The 17,696-nt window shown below is 71.2% G+C and carries 13 protein-coding genes; 12 read left to right on the top strand and 1 reads right to left on the bottom strand.

The window, feature by feature from the left end:
• The first annotated feature begins 8 nt into the window (after positions 1-8).
• Complete coding sequence (hrcA, locus tag YS110_10110; protein UJB65077.1) at positions 9-1,013, top strand: heat-inducible transcriptional repressor HrcA; 1,005 nt, start codon at positions 9-11, stop codon at positions 1,011-1,013.
• Positions 1,014-1,619: 606 nt separating this feature from the next.
• Here the strand turns inward: hrcA and YS110_10105 are convergent.
• On the bottom strand, positions 1,620-2,087 hold the full coding sequence (locus tag YS110_10105) for a DedA family protein (protein UJB65076.1): 468 nt from the start codon (positions 2,085-2,087) through the stop codon (positions 1,620-1,622).
• A 91-nt stretch (positions 2,088-2,178) separates the two neighbouring features.
• Here YS110_10105 and YS110_10100 point away from each other — a divergent pair, with 91 nt between their 5' ends.
• The 11 genes from YS110_10100 (at position 2,179) to YS110_10050 (ending at position 17,643) form a co-directional block, all read left to right on the top strand.
• Positions 2,179-2,919, top strand: coding sequence for a M15 family metallopeptidase (locus YS110_10100; protein ID UJB65075.1), 741 nt, complete (start codon positions 2,179-2,181; stop codon positions 2,917-2,919).
• A gap of 107 nt (positions 2,920-3,026) precedes the next feature.
• On the top strand, positions 3,027-4,070 hold the full coding sequence (gene dusB / locus YS110_10095; GenBank protein UJB67414.1) for a tRNA dihydrouridine synthase DusB: 1,044 nt from the start codon (positions 3,027-3,029) through the stop codon (positions 4,068-4,070).
• A complete protein-coding gene (locus YS110_10090) occupies positions 4,067-4,306 on the top strand; it encodes a Fis family transcriptional regulator (GenBank protein UJB65074.1) in 240 nt (79 codons plus the stop codon). The genes dusB and YS110_10090 overlap by 4 nt, the downstream gene beginning before the upstream one ends.
• Before the next feature lie 82 nt (positions 4,307-4,388).
• On the top strand, positions 4,389-5,987 hold the full coding sequence (gene purH / locus YS110_10085; protein ID UJB65073.1) for a bifunctional phosphoribosylaminoimidazolecarboxamide formyltransferase/IMP cyclohydrolase: 1,599 nt from the start codon (positions 4,389-4,391) through the stop codon (positions 5,985-5,987).
• 160 nt (positions 5,988-6,147) lie between these two features.
• Positions 6,148-7,149 (top strand): helix-turn-helix transcriptional regulator, encoded by a 1,002-nt coding sequence (locus YS110_10080; GenBank protein UJB65072.1) that lies wholly within the window; start codon positions 6,148-6,150, stop codon positions 7,147-7,149.
• 99 nt (positions 7,150-7,248) lie between these two features.
• On the top strand, positions 7,249-9,459 hold the full coding sequence (locus YS110_10075; GenBank protein UJB65071.1) for a TonB-dependent receptor: 2,211 nt from the start codon (positions 7,249-7,251) through the stop codon (positions 9,457-9,459).
• Complete coding sequence (locus YS110_10070) at positions 9,459-11,009, top strand: hypothetical protein (GenBank protein ID UJB65070.1); 1,551 nt, start codon at positions 9,459-9,461, stop codon at positions 11,007-11,009. Before YS110_10075 ends, YS110_10070 begins: the two co-directional genes overlap by 1 nt.
• On the top strand, positions 11,006-12,586 hold the full coding sequence (locus tag YS110_10065) for a multicopper oxidase domain-containing protein (protein UJB65069.1): 1,581 nt from the start codon (positions 11,006-11,008) through the stop codon (positions 12,584-12,586). Before YS110_10070 ends, YS110_10065 begins: the two co-directional genes overlap by 4 nt.
• Positions 12,583-13,422 carry a class I SAM-dependent methyltransferase gene (locus YS110_10060; GenBank protein ID UJB65068.1) on the top strand — a complete coding sequence of 280 codons (840 nt, stop codon included), beginning with the start codon at positions 12,583-12,585 and terminating at the stop codon, positions 13,420-13,422. The genes YS110_10065 and YS110_10060 overlap by 4 nt, the downstream gene beginning before the upstream one ends.
• 49 nt (positions 13,423-13,471) lie before the next feature.
• A complete protein-coding gene (locus YS110_10055; GenBank protein ID UJB65067.1) occupies positions 13,472-14,365 on the top strand; it encodes an ABC transporter ATP-binding protein in 894 nt (297 codons plus the stop codon).
• The gene (locus tag YS110_10050; protein UJB65066.1) at positions 14,365-17,643 is read left to right on the top strand and encodes an ABC transporter permease; all 3,279 of its coding nucleotides are present in this window, start codon (positions 14,365-14,367) and stop codon (positions 17,641-17,643) included. Before YS110_10055 ends, YS110_10050 begins: the two co-directional genes overlap by 1 nt.
• Positions 17,644-17,696: the final 53 nt, after the last annotated feature.

Below are 17,696 nucleotides of genomic sequence, written 5' to 3'. Positions count from 1 at the left end.
ATCATTACATGCTGGATGACCGCGCCAAGTTGTTGCTCAAAGCGCTTGTGGAACGCTACATCGCCGATGGGCAGCCGGTCGGCTCCCGCACGCTGTCCAAGGCGTCCGGCCTGGAGCTGTCGCCCGCCACCATCCGCAACGTGATGGCCGATCTGGAGGATCTGGGGCTGATCGTCAGCCCGCACACCTCCGCCGGGCGCGTGCCCACGGCCCGGGGCTACCGGCTGTTCGTCGACACCATGCTGACGGTGCAGCGCAACCAGCTGGTCGCGCCCGAACTGGCGCCCGAGCAGCCGCAGAAAGTGATCGCGAACGCGGCGCAGCTGCTGTCGAGCCTTTCGCAGTTCGTCGGCGTGGTCATGGCGCCCAGGCGCACCTCGGTGTTCCGGCACATCGAGTTCCTGCGGCTGTCCGAGCGGCGCCTGCTGGTCATCATCGTCTCGCCCGAGGGCGACGTGCAGAACCGCGTCATCTTCACGGATGTGGACTACGCGCCGGGCCAGTTGGTGGAAGCCGCCAACGTCCTGAACGCGCACTACGCCGGGCTGGCCATGGAGCAGGTGCGCGAGCGGCTCAAGACGGAGGTCGAGCGCCTGCGCGGCGAAGTGGCGGCGCTCATGCAGGCGGCCGTCAGCGTGGGCTCCGAGGCCTTGTCGCAGGCGCAGGACGAGGTGGTGATCTCGGGTGAGCGCAACCTGCTGTCGGTGAGCGATTTCGCGGGCGACATGCACAACCTGCGGCGCGCGTTCGACCTGTTCGAGCAGAAGACGCAGTTGCTGCGCCTGCTCGATGTGTCGAGCCAGGCCGAGGGCGTGCGCATTTTCATCGGCGGCGAGAGCCAGGTGGTTCCGTTCGAGGACCTCTCGGTCGTCAGCGCGCCCTACGAGGTGGATGGCCAGGTCGTCGGCACGCTGGGCGTCATCGGGCCCACGCGCATGCCCTACGACCGGATGATCGAGATCGTCGATATCACGTCCAAGCTGGTCACCAATGCCCTGAGCCACAGGCGCTAGGGAACTTCTGCATGTATCGCGCGGCAAGCGTGCGCTGCGGATCGGGATGGGCTGCAAGGCGCAAACCACAGCCATAGCGGTAGCTATGGCGAGGATTTGCAACGCGGCAGACCGCCCGAGCCCGCAGATGCACGCGGCGCGGCGATTCGTGCAGAGGTTCCCTTGCACGTACAATCCGCAGCTTTGGTATGAATGGGCCGTTAGCTCAGTTGGTTAGAGCAGAGGACTCATCAAAATGGTGACCATGGGGCGAGAGCCCCATCGGAAAACCGGGTGAATTCAAGGAACCCTACAGCGCAAGCCACGGCAACCTTGAGCCAAGCCCGCCGAAGGGCAGGTCGCAAGACCGGTAGGCGGGAAGGTGCAGAGACTAGGACGTGAGGAGCCCCTCCGATAAGCGTCCCGCGAGCGCCCGGCGCCCCAACAGTCCGGCTGTGGGCGGTGAGATAGTCCAAGGAGCGGGGAAACCCGCGCAAACTTGAATCCTTTGGTCGCTGGTTCGAGCCCAGCACGGCCTACCATTCATTCACCATCCGGCTGCTGCACGTTTGGGGGCAAAAAGCCCTCCAGCCCTTGCCAGCCAAGCGCTGGTAGCTATCAAATTCGCTACGCCACCGCACCCGGCCACACATACAGCAGCGCCGTCGTCATCACCAGGTAACGCAGGAACTTGCCCACGGCCATGTAGGCCACGCAGGGCCAGAAGGGCAGCCTGAGCCAGCCGGCCACGGCGCACAGCGGATCGCCCACGAGGGGCAGCCAGCTCAGCAGGCAGGCCCTGGGGCCGAAGCGGCGCAGCCAGGCCAGGGCGCGCAGCTCCGTCGGGTGGCCGGCGGCGCGGTCCACCACCTTGTGCGTGCCCAGGCCCATCCACCAGCTCACGGCGCCGCCCAGCGTGTTGCCCGCGGTGGCCACCAGGATGGCGGGCCAGAACAGCCCGGGGTTGAGCTTGATGAGCCCGAACACGGCCGGCTCGGAGCCCAGCGGCAGCAGCGTGGCCGAAATGAACGACACCACGAACACCGTGCCCAGCCCGAATTGCGGCAGGGCCAGCCAGTGCAGCAGTTGGTGCATCCACAGTTCCATAGGGGCGCAAGTTTAGGGGCGCGGCGGCGTTTCTTCTTGTATGGTGCGCGCTGGCATCACAACACACAGGAGGCGAACCATGCGCAACCCCCCCTTTGCAACCCGGGCCCTGCCGCGCGCCGCCGCTGCCGTGCTGGCGCTGGCCTTGGCGGGCTGCGCGACGCGCGGTCCCGAGGCGCCCGATCTGGTGCCGCTCTCCGCCGTGGCCCCGGGGGTGCAGCAGGACATGCGCTACCACGGGGTGGACAACTTCATGGGCCGCCCCGTCGCCGGCTATGCGGCGCCGGCCTGCTGGCTCGCGCGGCCCGCCGCGCAGGCCTTGCGGGCCGTGCAGCAGGAGCTGGAGCCCCTGGGGCTGCGGCTCAAGGTGTTCGACTGCTACCGCCCGCAGCAGGCCGTGGACGATTTCGTGCGCTGGGGCAACGACCTGGCCGACCAGCGCACCAAGCCCGCCTACTACCCGCGCGTGCCGAAGGAGGAGCTGTTCCAGCGTGGCTACATCGCCGCGCGTTCGGGGCACAGCCGGGGCAGCACGGTGGACCTGACGCTGGTGGTGGCCGACGGACTGCGCGCGCGCCAGGTGCTGCTCGGGCCGCTGGCCGATGGCGCCGAGGTGGACATGGGCACGCCGTTCGACCTGTTCGACGCGCACTCGCACACCGACGACGCCGACCAGTCCCCCGACGTGCAGCGCAACCGCCGCTGGCTGCGTGCGCTGATGGAGCGCCACGGCTGGCGCAATCTGCCCGAGGAGTGGTGGCACTTCACGCTGCGCGACGAACCCTACCCCGACCGCTATTTCGATCTGCCGGTGCGGTGAAGCGGCCGCGCGCGGCGCTCGCGGCCTGCGGCGCGCCGATTTCAGTTGCTGAAATTTTGGGCAGGTACAATCCCGCCTCCCCTGCCTGCCCGCCCCACATGCCCGCCCTGCACATTGGCCATATCCCGTTGGCGAACCGCCTGTTCGTCGCCCCCATGGCGGGCGTGACGGACCGGCCGTTCCGCCAGTTGTGCAAGCAGCTCGGCGCGGGCTACGCGGTCAGCGAGATGGTCACCTCGCGCAAGGACCTGTGGGCCAGCCTCAAGACCTCGCGCCGTGCCAACCACGAGGGCGAGAGCGGCCCCATCGCCGTGCAGATCGCCGGCACCGACGCCGCCATGATGGCCGAGGCCGCGCTCTACAACGTGGACCGCGGTGCCGAGATCATCGACATCAACATGGGTTGCCCGGCCAAGAAGGTCTGCAACAAGTGGGCCGGCTCCGCCCTGATGCAGAACGAGGCCCTGGCGGTGCAGATCGCCGAGGCCGTGGTGGCCGCCTGCGCGCCGCGCAACGTGCCCGTCACGCTGAAGATGCGCACCGGCTGGTGCCAGCAGCACAAGAACGCCGTGCCACTGGCGCGCCGCTTCGAGGCCGTGGGCATCCAGATGCTCACCGTACATGGCCGCACGCGCGAGCAGGGCTACCGGGGCGAGGCCGAGTACGACACCATCGCCGCCGTGAAGGCCGCTGTGCGCGTGCCGGTGGTGGCCAACGGCGACATCACCAGCCCGGAAAAGGCCCGCGCGGTGCTGGCCGCCACCGGCGCCGACGCGCTGATGGTGGGCCGTGCCGCGCAGGGGCGGCCCTGGATCTTCCGCGAGATCGGCCACTTCCTGGCCACGGGCGAGCACCTGGCGCCGCCGCTGGTGGCCGAGGTGCAGCGCCTGCTGCTCGATCACCTGCAGGACCACTACCAGCTCTATGGCGAAGCCACGGGCGTGCGCAGCGCGCGCAAGCACATCGCCTGGTACGTGCGCGCCCTGCCGGGCGGCGAGGCCTTGCGCCAGCACATCAACACCATCGAAGACTGCGGCGCCCAGTGGCAGGCCGTGCAGGCCTACTTTGCCGGCCTGGGGCAGCGCATGGACCGGCTGCCGGCCACGGCGGCCGCAGCGCTTCACGAAGAACAAGAGGGACTCTGCGCATGAGCGCCAACCACATCAACGTCGAAGAATGCGTGCGCGAAAGCCTGCTGCGCTACTTCCAGGACCTGGACGGCGAGACGCCCGATGGCATGTACGACATGCTGGTGCGCCTGGTCGAAAAACCGCTGCTCGAAGTGGTGATGCGCCAGGCCGACAACAACCAGTCGCGCGCGGCCGAGTGGCTGGGCCTGAACCGCAACACGCTGCGCAAGAAGCTGACGCTGCACAACCTGCTTTGATGCTATTTGTTTGATAGCTTCTGGCGCTTGCTGGGCGGGCGCTGGAGCGCGATTTTATTTGAAACCAGAAGCCACCACCGCCATGAATGCACTGATCTCCGTCTCCGACAAAACCGGCATCGTCGAGTTCGCTCGCGCGCTGCACGCCCTGGGCATCCGCCTGCTGTCCACGGGCGGCACCGCCCAGCTGCTGGCCAAGGAGGGCTTGCCCGTCACGGAGGTGGCCGAGGTCACGCAGTTCCCCGAGATGCTCGATGGCCGCGTGAAGACGCTGCACCCCAAGGTGCACGGCGGCCTGCTGGCGCGCCGCGACCTGCCCGCGCACATGGCGGCCTTGAAGGAGCACGGCATCGACACCATCGACCTGCTGGTGGTGAACCTCTACCCGTTCGAGGCCACCGTGGCCAAGGCCGGCTGCACGCTGGCCGATGCCATCGAGAACATCGACATCGGCGGCCCCGCCATGGTGCGCAGCGCCGCGAAGAACTGGAAAGATGTGGGCGTCATCACCTCGGCCGACCAGTACGAGGCCGTGCTGGCCGAACTGCAACGCGGCGGCAAGCTCTCCGACAAGCTGCGCTTCGCGTTGTCGGTGGCGGCGTTCAACCGCATCGCGCAGTACGACGGCGCCATCAGCGACTACCTGTCCTCCCTCCAGTTCGAGGCCGAGAAACTGTCCGAAACCTATGTGCCCGCGCGCACCCTGTTTCCGGCGCAGAGCAACGGCATCTTCACCAAGATCCAGGACCTGCGCTACGGCGAGAACAGCCACCAGCAGGCCGCGCTGTACCGCGACCTGTACCCCGCGCCCGGCTCCATCGTCACTGGCGTGCAACTGCAGGGCAAGGAGCTGAGCTACAACAACATCGCCGACGCCGATGCGGCCTGGGAGTGCGTCAAGAGCTTCAAGCTGCCCGCCTGCGTCATCGTCAAGCACGCCAACCCCTGCGGCGTGGCCGTGGGCACGAATGCGCTGGAGGCGTACAACAAGGCCTTCCAGACCGACCCCACCAGCGCCTTCGGCGGCATCATCGCGCTGAACCGTGCCGTTGACGGCGCGGCCGCGCAGCAGATCGCCAAGCAGTTCGTCGAGGTGCTGATGGCGCCCGACTTCACGCCCGAGGCGCTCGAAGTGTTCAAGGCCAAGGCCAACGTGCGCCTCATGAAAATTGCCCTGCCGCCCGGCGGCGACACGCCCTGGAAGCAGGGCCGCAACGCCATGGACGCCAAGCGCGTCGGCTCGGGCCTGCTGCTGCAGACCGCCGACAACTACGAGCTGCAACTGCCCGACGTGCACGTCGTCACCGTCAAGCAGCCCACGCAGGAAGAGATGCAGGACCTGCTGTTCGCCTGGAAGGTGGCCAAGTACGTCAAGAGCAACGCCATCGTGTTCTGCAAGGGCGGCATGACCATGGGCGTGGGCGCGGGCCAGATGAGCCGCCTCGACTCCGCGCGCATCGCCAGCATCAAGGCCGAGGCCGCGGGCCTGAGCCTGAAGAACACCGTGGTGGCCAGCGACGCCTTCTTCCCGTTCCGCGATGGCCTGGACGTGGTGGTCGATGCGGGCGCCACCTGCGTGGCGCAGCCCGGCGGCTCGATGCGCGACCAGGAAGTGATCGACGCGGCCAACGAGCGCGGCGTGGCCATGGTGTTCACGGGCGTGCGCCACTTCCGCCACTGACCCGCGCGGGGCTGGCCCGGGCCGGGGCGCCCGCGGCGGCTCCGTAGAATACGGCCTTCCAAGAACAAGACAGCGGGGCCTTGCGGCCCACCCCTGCGATGAACCACCGCCACGGCCCTGGTGCCGTGGACGCAGCCACACCATCGTCCAGGGGGATTCCATGCACACCACGCCGCACGGTTCGCGCCAGCCGCCCTTCGAGCGCTACAGCAGCTTCTACGAAAAGCACTCCGATTGCTTCCGCGCCAATGCCGCCCGCGCGGCGCAGCGCCCGGGAGCGCGCCAGCTCAGCTACGAGATCGCGCCGGTCTATGGCCAGGGCTGGACCGACATGCACGAGTTCGGCAGCGGCATCATGACCGGGCGCATGTACTGGCAGCTGGCGACGCCGCTGGAGAGCGACTACACCCAATGCCCCGACACCCTGAACCTGGGCCTGATCGCGGATGGACAGTCGATCTTCCGCCTGGCCGGGCAGGGCGATACCGTGTGCGAGCCGGGCAGCATCTTCCTGCGCAACGGCAGCCCCGGCGTGTTCCACAACCGCGCGCCAGCAGGCATGCTGCTGTCGGGCGTGTCGGTGGACATTCCGCGCGAGCTGGCGCGCGCGCTGCATGAGGACGGCATGGATCTGGCCTGGATCGGCCGGCGCGACAGCCACGCCGTCCTGCTGCCTTCGCAGGCCACGGGCGCCATGCTGCGTGCCATGGCGCGCAGGATGCTGGCGGTGCGCGCCGGGGCCTCCACGCTGGCGCGGCTGGAGCTGGAATCGCTCAGCCTGGAGCTGCTGCTCAAGCTCATGGCCGCCGGCCCCGGCGCGCGCCTGCCGGCGCTGCGGCAGGTATCGCAGCGCTGGCGGGCGGCGCTCGACGAGGCGCTGGATATCCTGCACACGGAATGGCAGCAGCCGCACACCATCGCGCAACTGGCGCGGCGCGCGGGCATCAACGAGTGCTACCTGAAGAGCCTGTTCCGCGAGCGCACGGGCATGGGCGTTGCCGCCTACCTGCGCCAGCTGCGCATGGCGCACGCGCGCGAGCTGCTGGCCGGGCAACGCCACAGCATCCAGCAGGTGGCCGCGCTGTGCGGCTACGCGCACGCGGGCAAGTTCGCCAAGGCGTTCCGCGAGGCGCACGGCACGCCGCCCTCGGCCGTGGCCTGAATTTCCGCCCTGGAGCACACTATTTCCCGAAAGGAGCAGGCCGCCGCGAGTGACTGAATAACACTTGGACGCATTCTTTTTCGTATCCATCGGAAAGCCATGTCTAAGCTCCCGCGCCGCCGTCCGTTCCTGCCCTTGCGCCCCACTGCGTTCGCCGCCCTGTGGGTGGCGCTGGCGGCGGCGGCCCAGCCTGCCGAGGAGGCGCGCACCGCCAGTGCGGACGCGCCGAAGACCCTCGAACCCGTCGTGGTGCGCGCCCGCCTGGCCGACGAAGCGGCCCGCGAGGTGCCTTTCACCGTCAACGTCGTCAGCGGCCAGGACATGGAGGAGCGCGGGCTGCGCTCGGTGGATGAGGCGCTGTGGCAGATCCCCGGCGTCGAGATGAACTCCAACGGCGGCGACTCGTGGAACGCCAACGTGCGCATCCGCGGCGTGGGCGCGCTGCAGAAAGTCAGCGGCGAGGATGCCTCGGTGGGCCTGGCGGTCGATGGCCAGCCGTTGATGATTGGCAACATCTCGTCCATGGGCTTCGATCTGGAGCGCATCGAAGTGCTCAAGGGCCCGCAGGGCACGCTGCTGGGCAACAACAGCGAGGCTGGCGCCATCAACGTCATCACCGCCAAGCCCACGCGGCACTTCGAGGGCTACGTGCGCTCGGAACTGGGCACTGGCCAGCAGCGCATGGCCGAGGGCGCGGTCAGCGGCCCCCTGAGCGAGACCCTCAGCGCCCGCCTGGCGATGCGCGGTTTGGCCAGCGACCACTGGGTGCACGACTACCACACCGGCGGGCCCATCAGCCAGCCCCGGGACACTGGCGTGCGCGGCACGCTTCTGTGGCAGCCGCTCGCCACGACGCGGCTCACGCTGACGGCTCAGCACGACAGCCTGCGCGGCCACCCCAACGTCTATGCCCTGCGCCCGTATGGCGACCCGCCGGTGCTGGACCGGAGCACCATCGACTGGATCGGCGACCACCGCAGCGTGGACCGCGTGGGCGCCACGCTGGAGCACGACCTGGGCTTCGCGCTGCTGACCTCGGTCACGGGCTACGTCAAGGCCGACACCTGGATGATGAACATCCCCTACGAGGGCAACAGCTACCGGCAACTGATCGGCATGGCGCCGGACAACGGCGGCTACTTCGTCATGCGCAACGGCGAGGAGACGGCCTCGCAGGAGCTGCGCCTGTCCTCCAAGCCTGGCGACAGCGTGTTCTGGGTGGCCGGCCTGAACTGGCTGCGCCACCAGCGCGACGTGGACATGCCGTTCGGCGCCTTCGACCACTTCTATCCCGGCAGCTACACCAACGGCACCATGCTGCGCCGGCTGGAAAGCACCAGCAGCGCCGTCTTCGGCGAGGCCACCTTCCCCGTGGCTGAGCGCCTGAAGCTGACCGCCGGCCTGCGCCACACCTGGGACCGCAAGCGCCAGCGCGCGAGCTGGCAGGCCGTGCCGGGCAACGACAGCCCCATTCGCTACGCGGAGGACGACGATACGCTGCGCGACCACTACACCACCGGGCGCCTGGGCCTGAGCTGGGCGCTGGATGCGCAGACCAACCTCTACGCGATGGCCTCGCGCGGCTACAAGAGCGGCGGCTATAACGACTGGGGCACCAACGTCACCCAGGGCGGCAAGGACACGCCCTACGCTGCCGCGCGCGTCAATGCCGTGGAGATCGGCGCCAAGCACGAAAGCGCCGACGGCCGCTTTGGCCTGAATGCCGCGCTGTTCGAGTCGCGCGGCAAGGGCGACCACCTGCTGTTCTTCGACACCGTGAACTTCGGCATGTATGCCGAGAACGCGGATACGCGCAGCCGGGGGCTGGAGCTCTCGGGCTTCTGGAAGCCTGCCACTGGCCTGACGCTGGACGCGGCCCTGGCCTATACCGATGCCAAGATCACCGGCGTCGCCGCCACCAGCACCTCGGGCGCGGCGGCCGGCAACCGCGTGCCCGACAGCCCGAAGTGGAGCGGCAGCATCGGCGTGCAGTACCGCATGCCCCTGGGTGGGTTCATCGGCTGGCAGTCGCCCGCGTGGAGCGCGCGCATCGCCGCCCGCTTCGCCAGCAGCCGCGCGGGCGATCCGCAGAACAACTTCACGCTGCCCGGCTACCACCAGATCGACCTGCGCACTGGCGTCTCGGGCGGCAAGACCGAGCTGTACCTGTGGGTCAAGAACCTGACCGACAAGCGCTACGATTCCTTCGGCTACTACTACCCGGCCATGGTCGAGGGCGGGCCGGACGCGGTCATGGGCCTGCCCATGCGTGGGCGCACCGTGGGCGTGGGCTTCGCGTACTACTTCTGATGCGGCGCTCGATCTGGCTTGGCTTGACCCTCGCCGCGCTGGCGGGCGGCGCGGCGGCGTGGCGCGTGGCCGTGCCTGGCGGTGACTCTCAGGCGCGCGCCGATTGGGAAAAGCGCTGGATCACGCCGCTCGACCCGAACGTCTGCACCACCGAGCCGGGGCAGACCTCGCGCTTCGTCGACGATGCCGCCGAGCACGCGCTGCGCGTGGCAGGCGGCGTGCTGGACATCGCCATCGACGCCGCCACCGGCCGTGCCCAGGGCACCTGGACGCTGCACGGCGTGCAGGCGCCGTGGGGCTGGCTGCACCTGCAGGCGCCGCCCGGGTTTACGCTGCGCGCCGCGCGTGCCCGGCAGGCATCGCTGGCCACCGAGGCGCGCGGCGGCCACATCGCCATCGCGCTCGATGCCTGCGCACGCCAGGCGTGCGACGTGGCGCTCGACTTCGTCACCGAGACCGGCGCGCCGGGCCGCTGGTTGCCCGCCGAGCGCCTGCTGCCGCGCCTGGGGCTGGATGGCGACCGCGTGCTGCGCCACCCGGCCGAGCGCGCGCGCCACGGCCTGCCCGGCTTCGTGACCTTGCCCGACCACCTGGCCGCCGTGGCGCTCGCGGGCGTGGCCCCGGCGGGCGCATGGCGCTGGCAGGCGCGCGTGCGGCAGGGCGCGTCCACCACCGTTTCCAACGGCCAGACCGGCGGCGCGCTGGACTTCGTGCTCTCCACTTCCCATGAAGGCGCCGACGCGCTGGCTGCCGAGGCCCAGGCCATGCACGCCTGCGTGGCCGCGCGCATGGGCGATGCGCCGCGCGTAGAAGCCGTGGCCTACGCGCCCGAGCCAGCGCCGGCACGCCTGTCGGCGGGCACGCTGTGGCTGCCGCAGGCGCTGCGGGACGACCCGGCGCTGCGCCGCGCCGAGATGGCGCGCGCCATCGCGCTGCGCCACGTGGCCGACGCCGGCCGGCTGCGCCAGACGCGCGGCGCGCAGTGGCTGGCCAGCGGCCTGCCGGGCGCCGTCGGGCTGCTGTGTGCTACCGAACAGGAGGCGCCCGCCGTGGCGCAGGCGCTGCTGCAGCGCGCCTCGGCCCAGGCCACGCAAGCCTTGCAGGCGCAGGCGGGCGAAGTGGGCGCCGTGGCCTTCGCCGCCTTCGATGGCTGGGTGCGCGACTACGCGCCGCTGGCCGCGCTCGACTCCGTGCGCCGCCTGAGCACTGCACAAATCCAGACCCTGCTGGCCGAATTGGGCGGCGGCGTGCGCATCCAGTACGCGCTCTCCGCCGCGCTGGGCACGCCGCGCGCCACGCTGGCATTGAGCATGCCGCTGGCCACCGACCTGCGCACCGGCGCGGGCGGGCGGCTGGAGGGCGAGCGCTGGCGCTGGCAGCAGGGCGGCTGGAAGCGCCTCACGGCCTTCGACCAGGGCTGGGCGCTGGCCGAAAGCGCCGACGGCGCCTTGTGGCTCGACGCCTGGCCCGGCTACGAGCGCGACTTCGCCGACAACCTGGCCCCGCCGCCCCCATTCCCTTCATCCCATCTCGCCGGAGCAAGACCATGAAACGACGCCAACTCCTCCAATACTCCGCCAGCCTGCCGCTGGTCGGCGGCTCCACCCTGCTGCTCAAGGCCTGCGGCGGCAGCGGCGGCGGCGAGCCGCCACCGAAGGGCACGCTGCCCATCCCCGCGCTGGTGCGCGCCGACGCGGCCACGCCCGTCACGCTGAAGATCCAGAAGGGCCAGTACGAATTCCTCGCGGGCAAGAAGTCCGACACCTTCGGCATCAACGGCGCGCTGCTCGGCCCGGCGCTGCTGGTGAAAAGCGGCGCGCAGTTCAACGTACGCGTGGAGAACGCGCTGGACGAAGACTCCGTGCTGCACTGGCACGGCCTGCTGGTCGATGGCGGCAACGACGGCGGCCCGGCCTCCGCCGTCGGGCCGGGCAAGGGCTACGCGGTGAAGGCCGCCGTCAGCCAGCCGGCGGCCACGCTCTGGTACCACGCCCACCCGCACATGCGCACCGGCTTCCAGACCGCGATGGGCGTCGGCGGCCTGCTGGTCGTAGAGGACGACGCCAGCGCCGCGCTGGGCCTGCCCCACACCTGGGGCGAGGACGACGTGCCCCTGGTGCTGCAGGACAAGTACCTGAACGCCGACGGCAGGATCACCTACAAGCTCAACCACAACACTGTGGGCCTGGGCTGGTTCGGCCAGCATATGTTCGTCAACGGCGTGGAGCAGCCCACGCACTACGCGCCGCGCGGCTGGGTGCGGCTGCGTTTGCTCAACGCCTGCAACGCGCGCGTGCTCAAGCTGCGGCTGGGCAACCACGCCGCGTTCCAGGTGATCGCCAGCGACGGCGGCCTGCTGGCCGCGCCCGTGCCGGTGACGGAGCTGGTGCTGGCGGCGGCCGAGCGCTTCGAGATCCTGGTCGATGGCTCCGCCGGCCAGCCCATCGAGCTGGTCATGGCACGCTACGACGAACAGTACGGCGCCAACGCCGCGCCGTTCGACGTGGACCGCACGCTGCTCACCATCCACCCGACCCTGCCCGCGAAGAACGGCCTGCTGCCGCCTCTGCTGGCCGAGCTGCCCGAGGCGCAGGCGCCGCAGGGCGCGCGCGAGCGCCACATCACCTTCCAGTTGATGGGGCACTTCCCCATCGACCCCGACCCCACCGGCCCGCTGCCGGAGATCTGGCCCTTCGACTTCGCGTGGAACGAGGAGGATTCGGTCTTCGACGACCACACGCTCGCGCACATCAACCAGATCGAGGTGGACGGCGCGCCGATGGAATCGTTCAGCCTGGACACGGCCGGCTTCAGCGTGCCGCGCGGCACCTACGAGCGATGGCGGCTCACGCTGCGCACGGGCGACACCTATCCGCACCCGTTCCACGTGCACGGCACGCAGTTCCGCATCCTCGCCATCAACGGCGGCGCGGTGCCCGCGCACCTGCAGGGCTGGAAGGACACGGTGAACATCCCGGGCGCGGCCAACGTCCGCGGCGAGCCCGGCCACGTGGACGTGCTGGTGCGCTTCGATCACGCGGCGGCCATGCCGCACCCGTACATGGTGCACTGCCACAACCTCGAACACGAGGACGGCGGAATGATGCTCGGCTTCGAGGCGGTATGAGCGGCGTCGACCTCGGCGGCGTGCCCGAGACCATGCTGTGGACGCTGCACAACCGCGCCAGCGAATCGCTGCGCCCGGACGCCCTGCTGCGCGACCCCGAGGCCGAGCGCATCTACCGCGCCATCGCCTACGACTACCGGCGCAGCTTCGGCCGGCCCGACGCCTCGCACGCCGTGCGCTCGCTGCAGTTCGACGAAGTGGTGCGCGGCTGGATGCTGCGCCACCGCGGCGGCACGGTGGTGGAGCTGGGCTGCGGGCTGGAGACGCAGTTCCAGCGCATCGATGACGGCCGGGTGCAGTGGCTGTGCGTGGATGTGCCCGAGTCCATCGACGTGCGCGAGCGCTTCCTGCCGCCCGCGCCGCGCTGCCGCCACCTGCGCTGCAGCGCGCTCGACACGGGCTGGATCGATGCCGTCGAGCCCGTGCGCGGCGTCTTCGTCACCGCGCAGGGGTTGCTGATGTACTTCGGCGAGGACGAAGTGCGCGGCCTGCTGCAAACCATCGCCCGGCGCCTGCCCGGCAGCGAGCTGATGTTCGACACCATCCCCGAATGGTTCTCGCGCAAGACCACCGGCGAGCGCGGCCTGTGGCGCACGCCGCACTACCGCGTCCCGCCTATGCCCTGGGGCATCGCGCCCGCCGCGCTGCCCGCGCGGCTGCGCGCATGGCTGCCCACGCTGGAGGACGTGCGCGTGGTGCCGTACCGGCGCTTTCGCAGCTTCCCCGCCGCGCTCATGCCCGCGCTGGGGCGGCTGCCGGGCCTGCGCGCCCTGGTGCCGGCCATGGCGCACGTGCGGCTGGGCGGTGCCGGGAATACAAGCCAAATCGGCCTCTAGCGCTTGCTGGGCAAGCGCTAGCAGCTATCAAAAAGGGAGTTTATTCACCATGACTGCATTCACCGGCCTTGAAGTGCGCGGCCTCGCCAAGACCTACGCGGGCGGCGTGCCCGCGTTGCAGGGCGTGGATCTGCGCGTGCCGCCCGGCCTCTACGGCCTGCTCGGTCCCAACGGCGCGGGCAAGAGCACGCTGATGCGCACCCTCGCCACGCTGCAGCGGCCCGACGCGGGCAGCATCCTGCTCGACGGCGTGGACGTGCTCGCCGACCCGCACCACCTGCGCCAGCGCCTGGGCTACCTGCCGCAGCAGATCGGCGCCTACCCTGGCGTCAGCGCGCGCAGCCTGCTGGAGCGCTTCGCCTGGCTCAAGGGCCGCACCGATGCGCGCGCGCGCCGCGCCGAGGTCGATGCGCTGCTCGACCAGGTGAACCTGGCCGATGCCGCAGGCCGCGCCGTCGCCACCTACTCGGGCGGCATGCTGCGGCGCTTCGGCATCGCGCTGGCGCTGATCGGCTCGCCGCGCCTGCTGGTGGTCGATGAACCCACCGCCGGGCTCGACCCGGCCGAGCGCAACCGCTTCCACCGCGTGCTGGCCGACGTGGCGCAGGGCGCGGTGGTGCTGCTGTCCACGCACATCGTCGAAGACGTGCAGAACCTTTGCGCGCGCCTGGCCATCCTGGCGGGCGGGCGCGTGGTGGCCGAAGGCACGCCCGCCGACCTGGCCGCGCCGCTGGCGGGGCGCCTGTGGGAAAGCGTGGTGCCGCACGGCGCGCCGCTGCCCGCGGGGCCGCTGCACCTGGCCGCCGCGCCGCAGGGCACGCGCGCGGTGGTGCACGGCGAGCGGCCCGGTGACGCCTTCGCGCCGCGCACACCCGGCCTGGAAGATGCCTACTACCTTGCCCTGGCCAGCGCAGGCATGGCCCACCAAGCCGAGGCCGCCTGATGCGCGCCCCCCACGTATTGGCGCGCGAAGCCGCCGCCGAATTCCGCGCGGGCCTGGCGGGCGGCATCGCGCCGCTGATCTTCACCGGCCTCACCGCCTACCTGCTGCTGGTGCTGTCCGACGCGGGCTACATGCGCGACATGAATGCGGCCGACGTGCCGCGCAACGCGCCCATGCTGGTCTATCTGATGACGCCGGGCATGTCCTTCTTCCTGTTCTTCGCCTGGGCCTGGGTGTTCGGCCAGTGCGTGGCGCGCGAGCGGCAGGCGCAGTTGCACGAGGTGGTGCTGGCAGCGCCCGTGCCGCTGGCGGCGCTGCTCGCCGGGCGCTGGCTGGGCGCCTGGGGCGTGGCGCTGCTGCTGGGCGCGTCGCAGGCCGTGGGCTTCGTGGCCGCGCCGCTGCTGGAGGCGGCGGGCCTGGTGCCCGCGGGCAGCATGGGCCCCACGCCCTGGGCGGCCCTGGCCTGGAGCTGGCTCATTTACATCGTGCCGCTGTCGGCCGGCTGCGGCGCGCTGTACCTGCTGGCCGCGCTGCGCACGCGCGGCATGGCCGGGCCGTTCGCCGTGGCGGCGCTGCTGTGCGTGGCGTGGATGACGGCCATGGTCGTCATCAAGGAAGGGCACATCAGCGATTTCCTCGTGGCGCTGATCGACCCCTCGGGCTTCGGCGAGGCCGAGCGCCAGGTACTCGACTGGACGCCGCAGGAAAAGCGCGGCGCGCTCATCGCCGTCACGCCGGGCTTTGCGCTCAACCGCGTGCTGTGGGGCCTGGCACCCGTGCTGTGGCTGGCCTGGGCGCTGCCGCGCGTGCGGCGCGAGCGGCTGGTGCTGGAGGCGCCCGCCGTCGTCAAACCCGCGCGCCAGCCGGGCAACCCAGCCCCGCGCGCGGCGGCCATGCCGGCGGCTGCCCGGCCCACCTCCTGGTGGCGCGCCCTGTGGCAGGAGGCACGCTGGCAGGCCGCCCAGGTGCTGCGCAGCCGGGCCGCGTGGCTCGGTGGCGCGCTGTTCGTGGCGATGTGCGTGGCCAGCGCGTTCGCGCATGTCGTCGGCCATGCCGAAGGGCCGATGGCGCCCAGCCCCGAACTGCTGGGGCCGCTGATGTTCAAGTTCACCTTCCTCATCGCCATCTTCGTCATGGCGGCGCTGGCGGGCGGCATGGCGCGGCGCGACGAGCGCGGCGGCTTCGCCGAAATGGCCGACGCCGCACCCATGCCCGTGGCGCTGCGCTTCGCGGCGTGCTGCATCGCCGTCGGCGCCGTGGCCTTCGTGCTGGTGCAACTGGTGGCCCTGTCCAGCCTGATCGTCACGGCCATTGCCGCGCCGCAGGCGTTCAGCCTCTGGCAGCCCGTCGCCATGCAGGCGCTGCGCCATTGGCCCGCGCTCATGGAAGTGGCCGTGCTGGTGCTGCTGGTGCATGCGCTGGTGCGCCGTGCGGGCGTGGCGCATGCGGCGGCCATGCTGCTGGCTTTCGTGCTCGTCGTGAACCACGAAGCTGCGCTGGTCGACTATCCGCCGTACCAAATCGGGCTGCCCCTGCCCGCGACGATTTCCGCTGCCACGGGCTGGGGGCCATGGATCGGGCCCATGCTCGCGGGCGATGCCTGGAAGCTGGCGCTGACGCTGTTGTTCGCCGCGCTGGCGGCCTTGGCTGTGCCACGCGGCACCGATGCGCGCTGGCGCGTGCGCCTGGCCGAGGCCGCGCAGCGCCTGCGCGGCCCGGCGGGCGCGGCGCTGGCCGTGGGACTGGCAGGCACGGCCGCCACGGGTGCGCTGCTGCATGCGCAACTGGTGGAAGAGGGTGGCTGGCAATCGCCCGCGCAGCAGCGCGCCGACGACGCGCAGTGGGAGCGCCGTTGGCTGCAGGGCGGCGCCGGTGAGCAGGCCGCCTTCGCCACGGCCGGCGGCGAAGTGCAACTGCGCGTGCACCCTGTCACACGCACCGTGCAGGGCGACTGGCTGCTGCACGGCGTGCAGGCGCCGCACGGCTGGCTGCATGCCGAACTGCCGCCGGATTTCACGCTGCACGCCGCGCAGGTGGACGGCGCGCCGGTGGTCGCCGAATCGGGCCACGACCACATCGCCGTGCCCCTGGGCGACTGCGCTGCGGGCTGCGAAGTGCGGCTGTCCTTCACCGTCGCTCCACGCGGCTGGACGGCCGAAGGCGAAACGCCGTGGCTCACGCCCGCTGGCGTGTGGCTGCGCGCGCCGGACGTGCTGCCGCGCCTGGGTTTCGACGCCGCCCGCCTGCTGCGCGTGCCCGCCGAACGCATGGTTGCAGGACTGCCCGCCGAGGTGCAACTGCCCGCCTGGCAATCGTCGGTGGTGGCGCAGGGCGTGGCCCCGCCGGGCGACTGGCGCTGGCGCATCGCCATCGATGGCGAGGAGGTGCACGAAGGCCGCACCACGGGCGCGCTGGACTTCGCCGCCCTGCGTGCCCCGCGCCTGCACGCCAGCACGGTCGGCGGCCTGCAGGTGCTGCACGACGCCACGCGCGCCGCCACCGCGCAGGCCGTGGCGCGCGACGTGCAGGACATGCAGGCCTGCGTGGCGCGGCGCCTCGGCACATCGATCGCCGTGGACACCATCGCCCAGACCCCGCGCGAACTCGGCGAGCCGCTGCTGGCCGGCGGCCTGCTCTGGCTGCCCGAAGGCCCGCACTGGGACGTGGCCGACGCCGGTGTCGGCCGCACCAAGCGCCGCGCCGCCATCGCCCGCGCGCTGGCCGCGCGCCACGTGGCCGACGCCGCCGCGCTGCGCCAGGGCCCGGGCGGGCAGTGGCTGGCCCACGGCCTGCCCGGCGCCATCGGCCTGCTGTGCGTGGCCGCCACCGACGCCGCGCCCGCTGTGCAGGGCCTGATGACCCGCGCCTCGGCCGAAGCCACGCAGGCGCTGGCCGCCAGCACCGCACCCGTCGGCCCGCTGGCGCTCGCGCCCTACGGCGGCTGGGCGCAACACCACGCGCCGCTGGCCGCGCTGCACGCAGTGCAGCAGGTGGATGCCGATGCGCTGGCCGCCCTGCTGGCAGCGGTGCGCGGCGGCATGGAGGTGGAGCAGGCGCTGGCGCAGGCCTGGGGCGCGGAATACGCGGCCTGGATGCTGGGGCCGCCGCTGGCCTCCGACCTGCACGCCGACGGCACCGGCGAGCGCTGGCGCTGGAGCGCGGGCGGCTGGCAGAGCGCTGGCCGCGCCGAGGGCGCGTGGCGCCTGGGCGATACGCTGTGGCTGGACGGCTGGCCCGCCTATGAGCGCTCGCCTGCGGACAACGTGCAAAAACAATAGCTGCCAGCGCTTGCCATACAACGGTTTCAAAAGGAAAACTATCCGAAGTCCTT

The organism is Acidovorax sp. YS12 (genome assembly GCA_021496925.1).
Classification (GTDB): Bacteria; Pseudomonadota; Gammaproteobacteria; order Burkholderiales; family Burkholderiaceae_C; genus Paenacidovorax.
Note: the sequence above shows the minus strand (reverse complement) of the source record. Positions and strands in the feature narration are given on the sequence as shown.

Excerpts from the sequence above, each read along its gene's own strand:
- hrcA (UJB65077.1), top strand. The coding sequence starts at position 9 with ATGCTGGATGACCGCGCCAAGTTGTTGCTCAAAGCGCTTGTGGAACGC.
- YS110_10105 (UJB65076.1), bottom strand. The coding sequence starts at position 2,087 with ATGCACCAACTGCTGCACTGGCTGGCCCTGCCGCAATTCGGGCTGGGC.
- YS110_10100 (UJB65075.1), top strand. The coding sequence starts at position 2,179 with ATGCGCAACCCCCCCTTTGCAACCCGGGCCCTGCCGCGCGCCGCCGCT.
- YS110_10090 (UJB65074.1), top strand. The coding sequence starts at position 4,067 with ATGAGCGCCAACCACATCAACGTCGAAGAATGCGTGCGCGAAAGCCTG.
- purH (UJB65073.1), top strand. The coding sequence starts at position 4,389 with ATGAATGCACTGATCTCCGTCTCCGACAAAACCGGCATCGTCGAGTTC.
- YS110_10080 (UJB65072.1), top strand. The coding sequence starts at position 6,148 with ATGCACACCACGCCGCACGGTTCGCGCCAGCCGCCCTTCGAGCGCTAC.
- YS110_10075 (UJB65071.1), top strand. The coding sequence starts at position 7,249 with ATGTCTAAGCTCCCGCGCCGCCGTCCGTTCCTGCCCTTGCGCCCCACT.
- YS110_10070 (UJB65070.1), top strand. The coding sequence starts at position 9,459 with ATGCGGCGCTCGATCTGGCTTGGCTTGACCCTCGCCGCGCTGGCGGGC.
- YS110_10065 (UJB65069.1), top strand. The coding sequence starts at position 11,006 with ATGAAACGACGCCAACTCCTCCAATACTCCGCCAGCCTGCCGCTGGTC.
- YS110_10060 (UJB65068.1), top strand. The coding sequence starts at position 12,583 with ATGAGCGGCGTCGACCTCGGCGGCGTGCCCGAGACCATGCTGTGGACG.
- YS110_10055 (UJB65067.1), top strand. The coding sequence starts at position 13,472 with ATGACTGCATTCACCGGCCTTGAAGTGCGCGGCCTCGCCAAGACCTAC.
- YS110_10050 (UJB65066.1), top strand. The coding sequence starts at position 14,365 with ATGCGCGCCCCCCACGTATTGGCGCGCGAAGCCGCCGCCGAATTCCGC.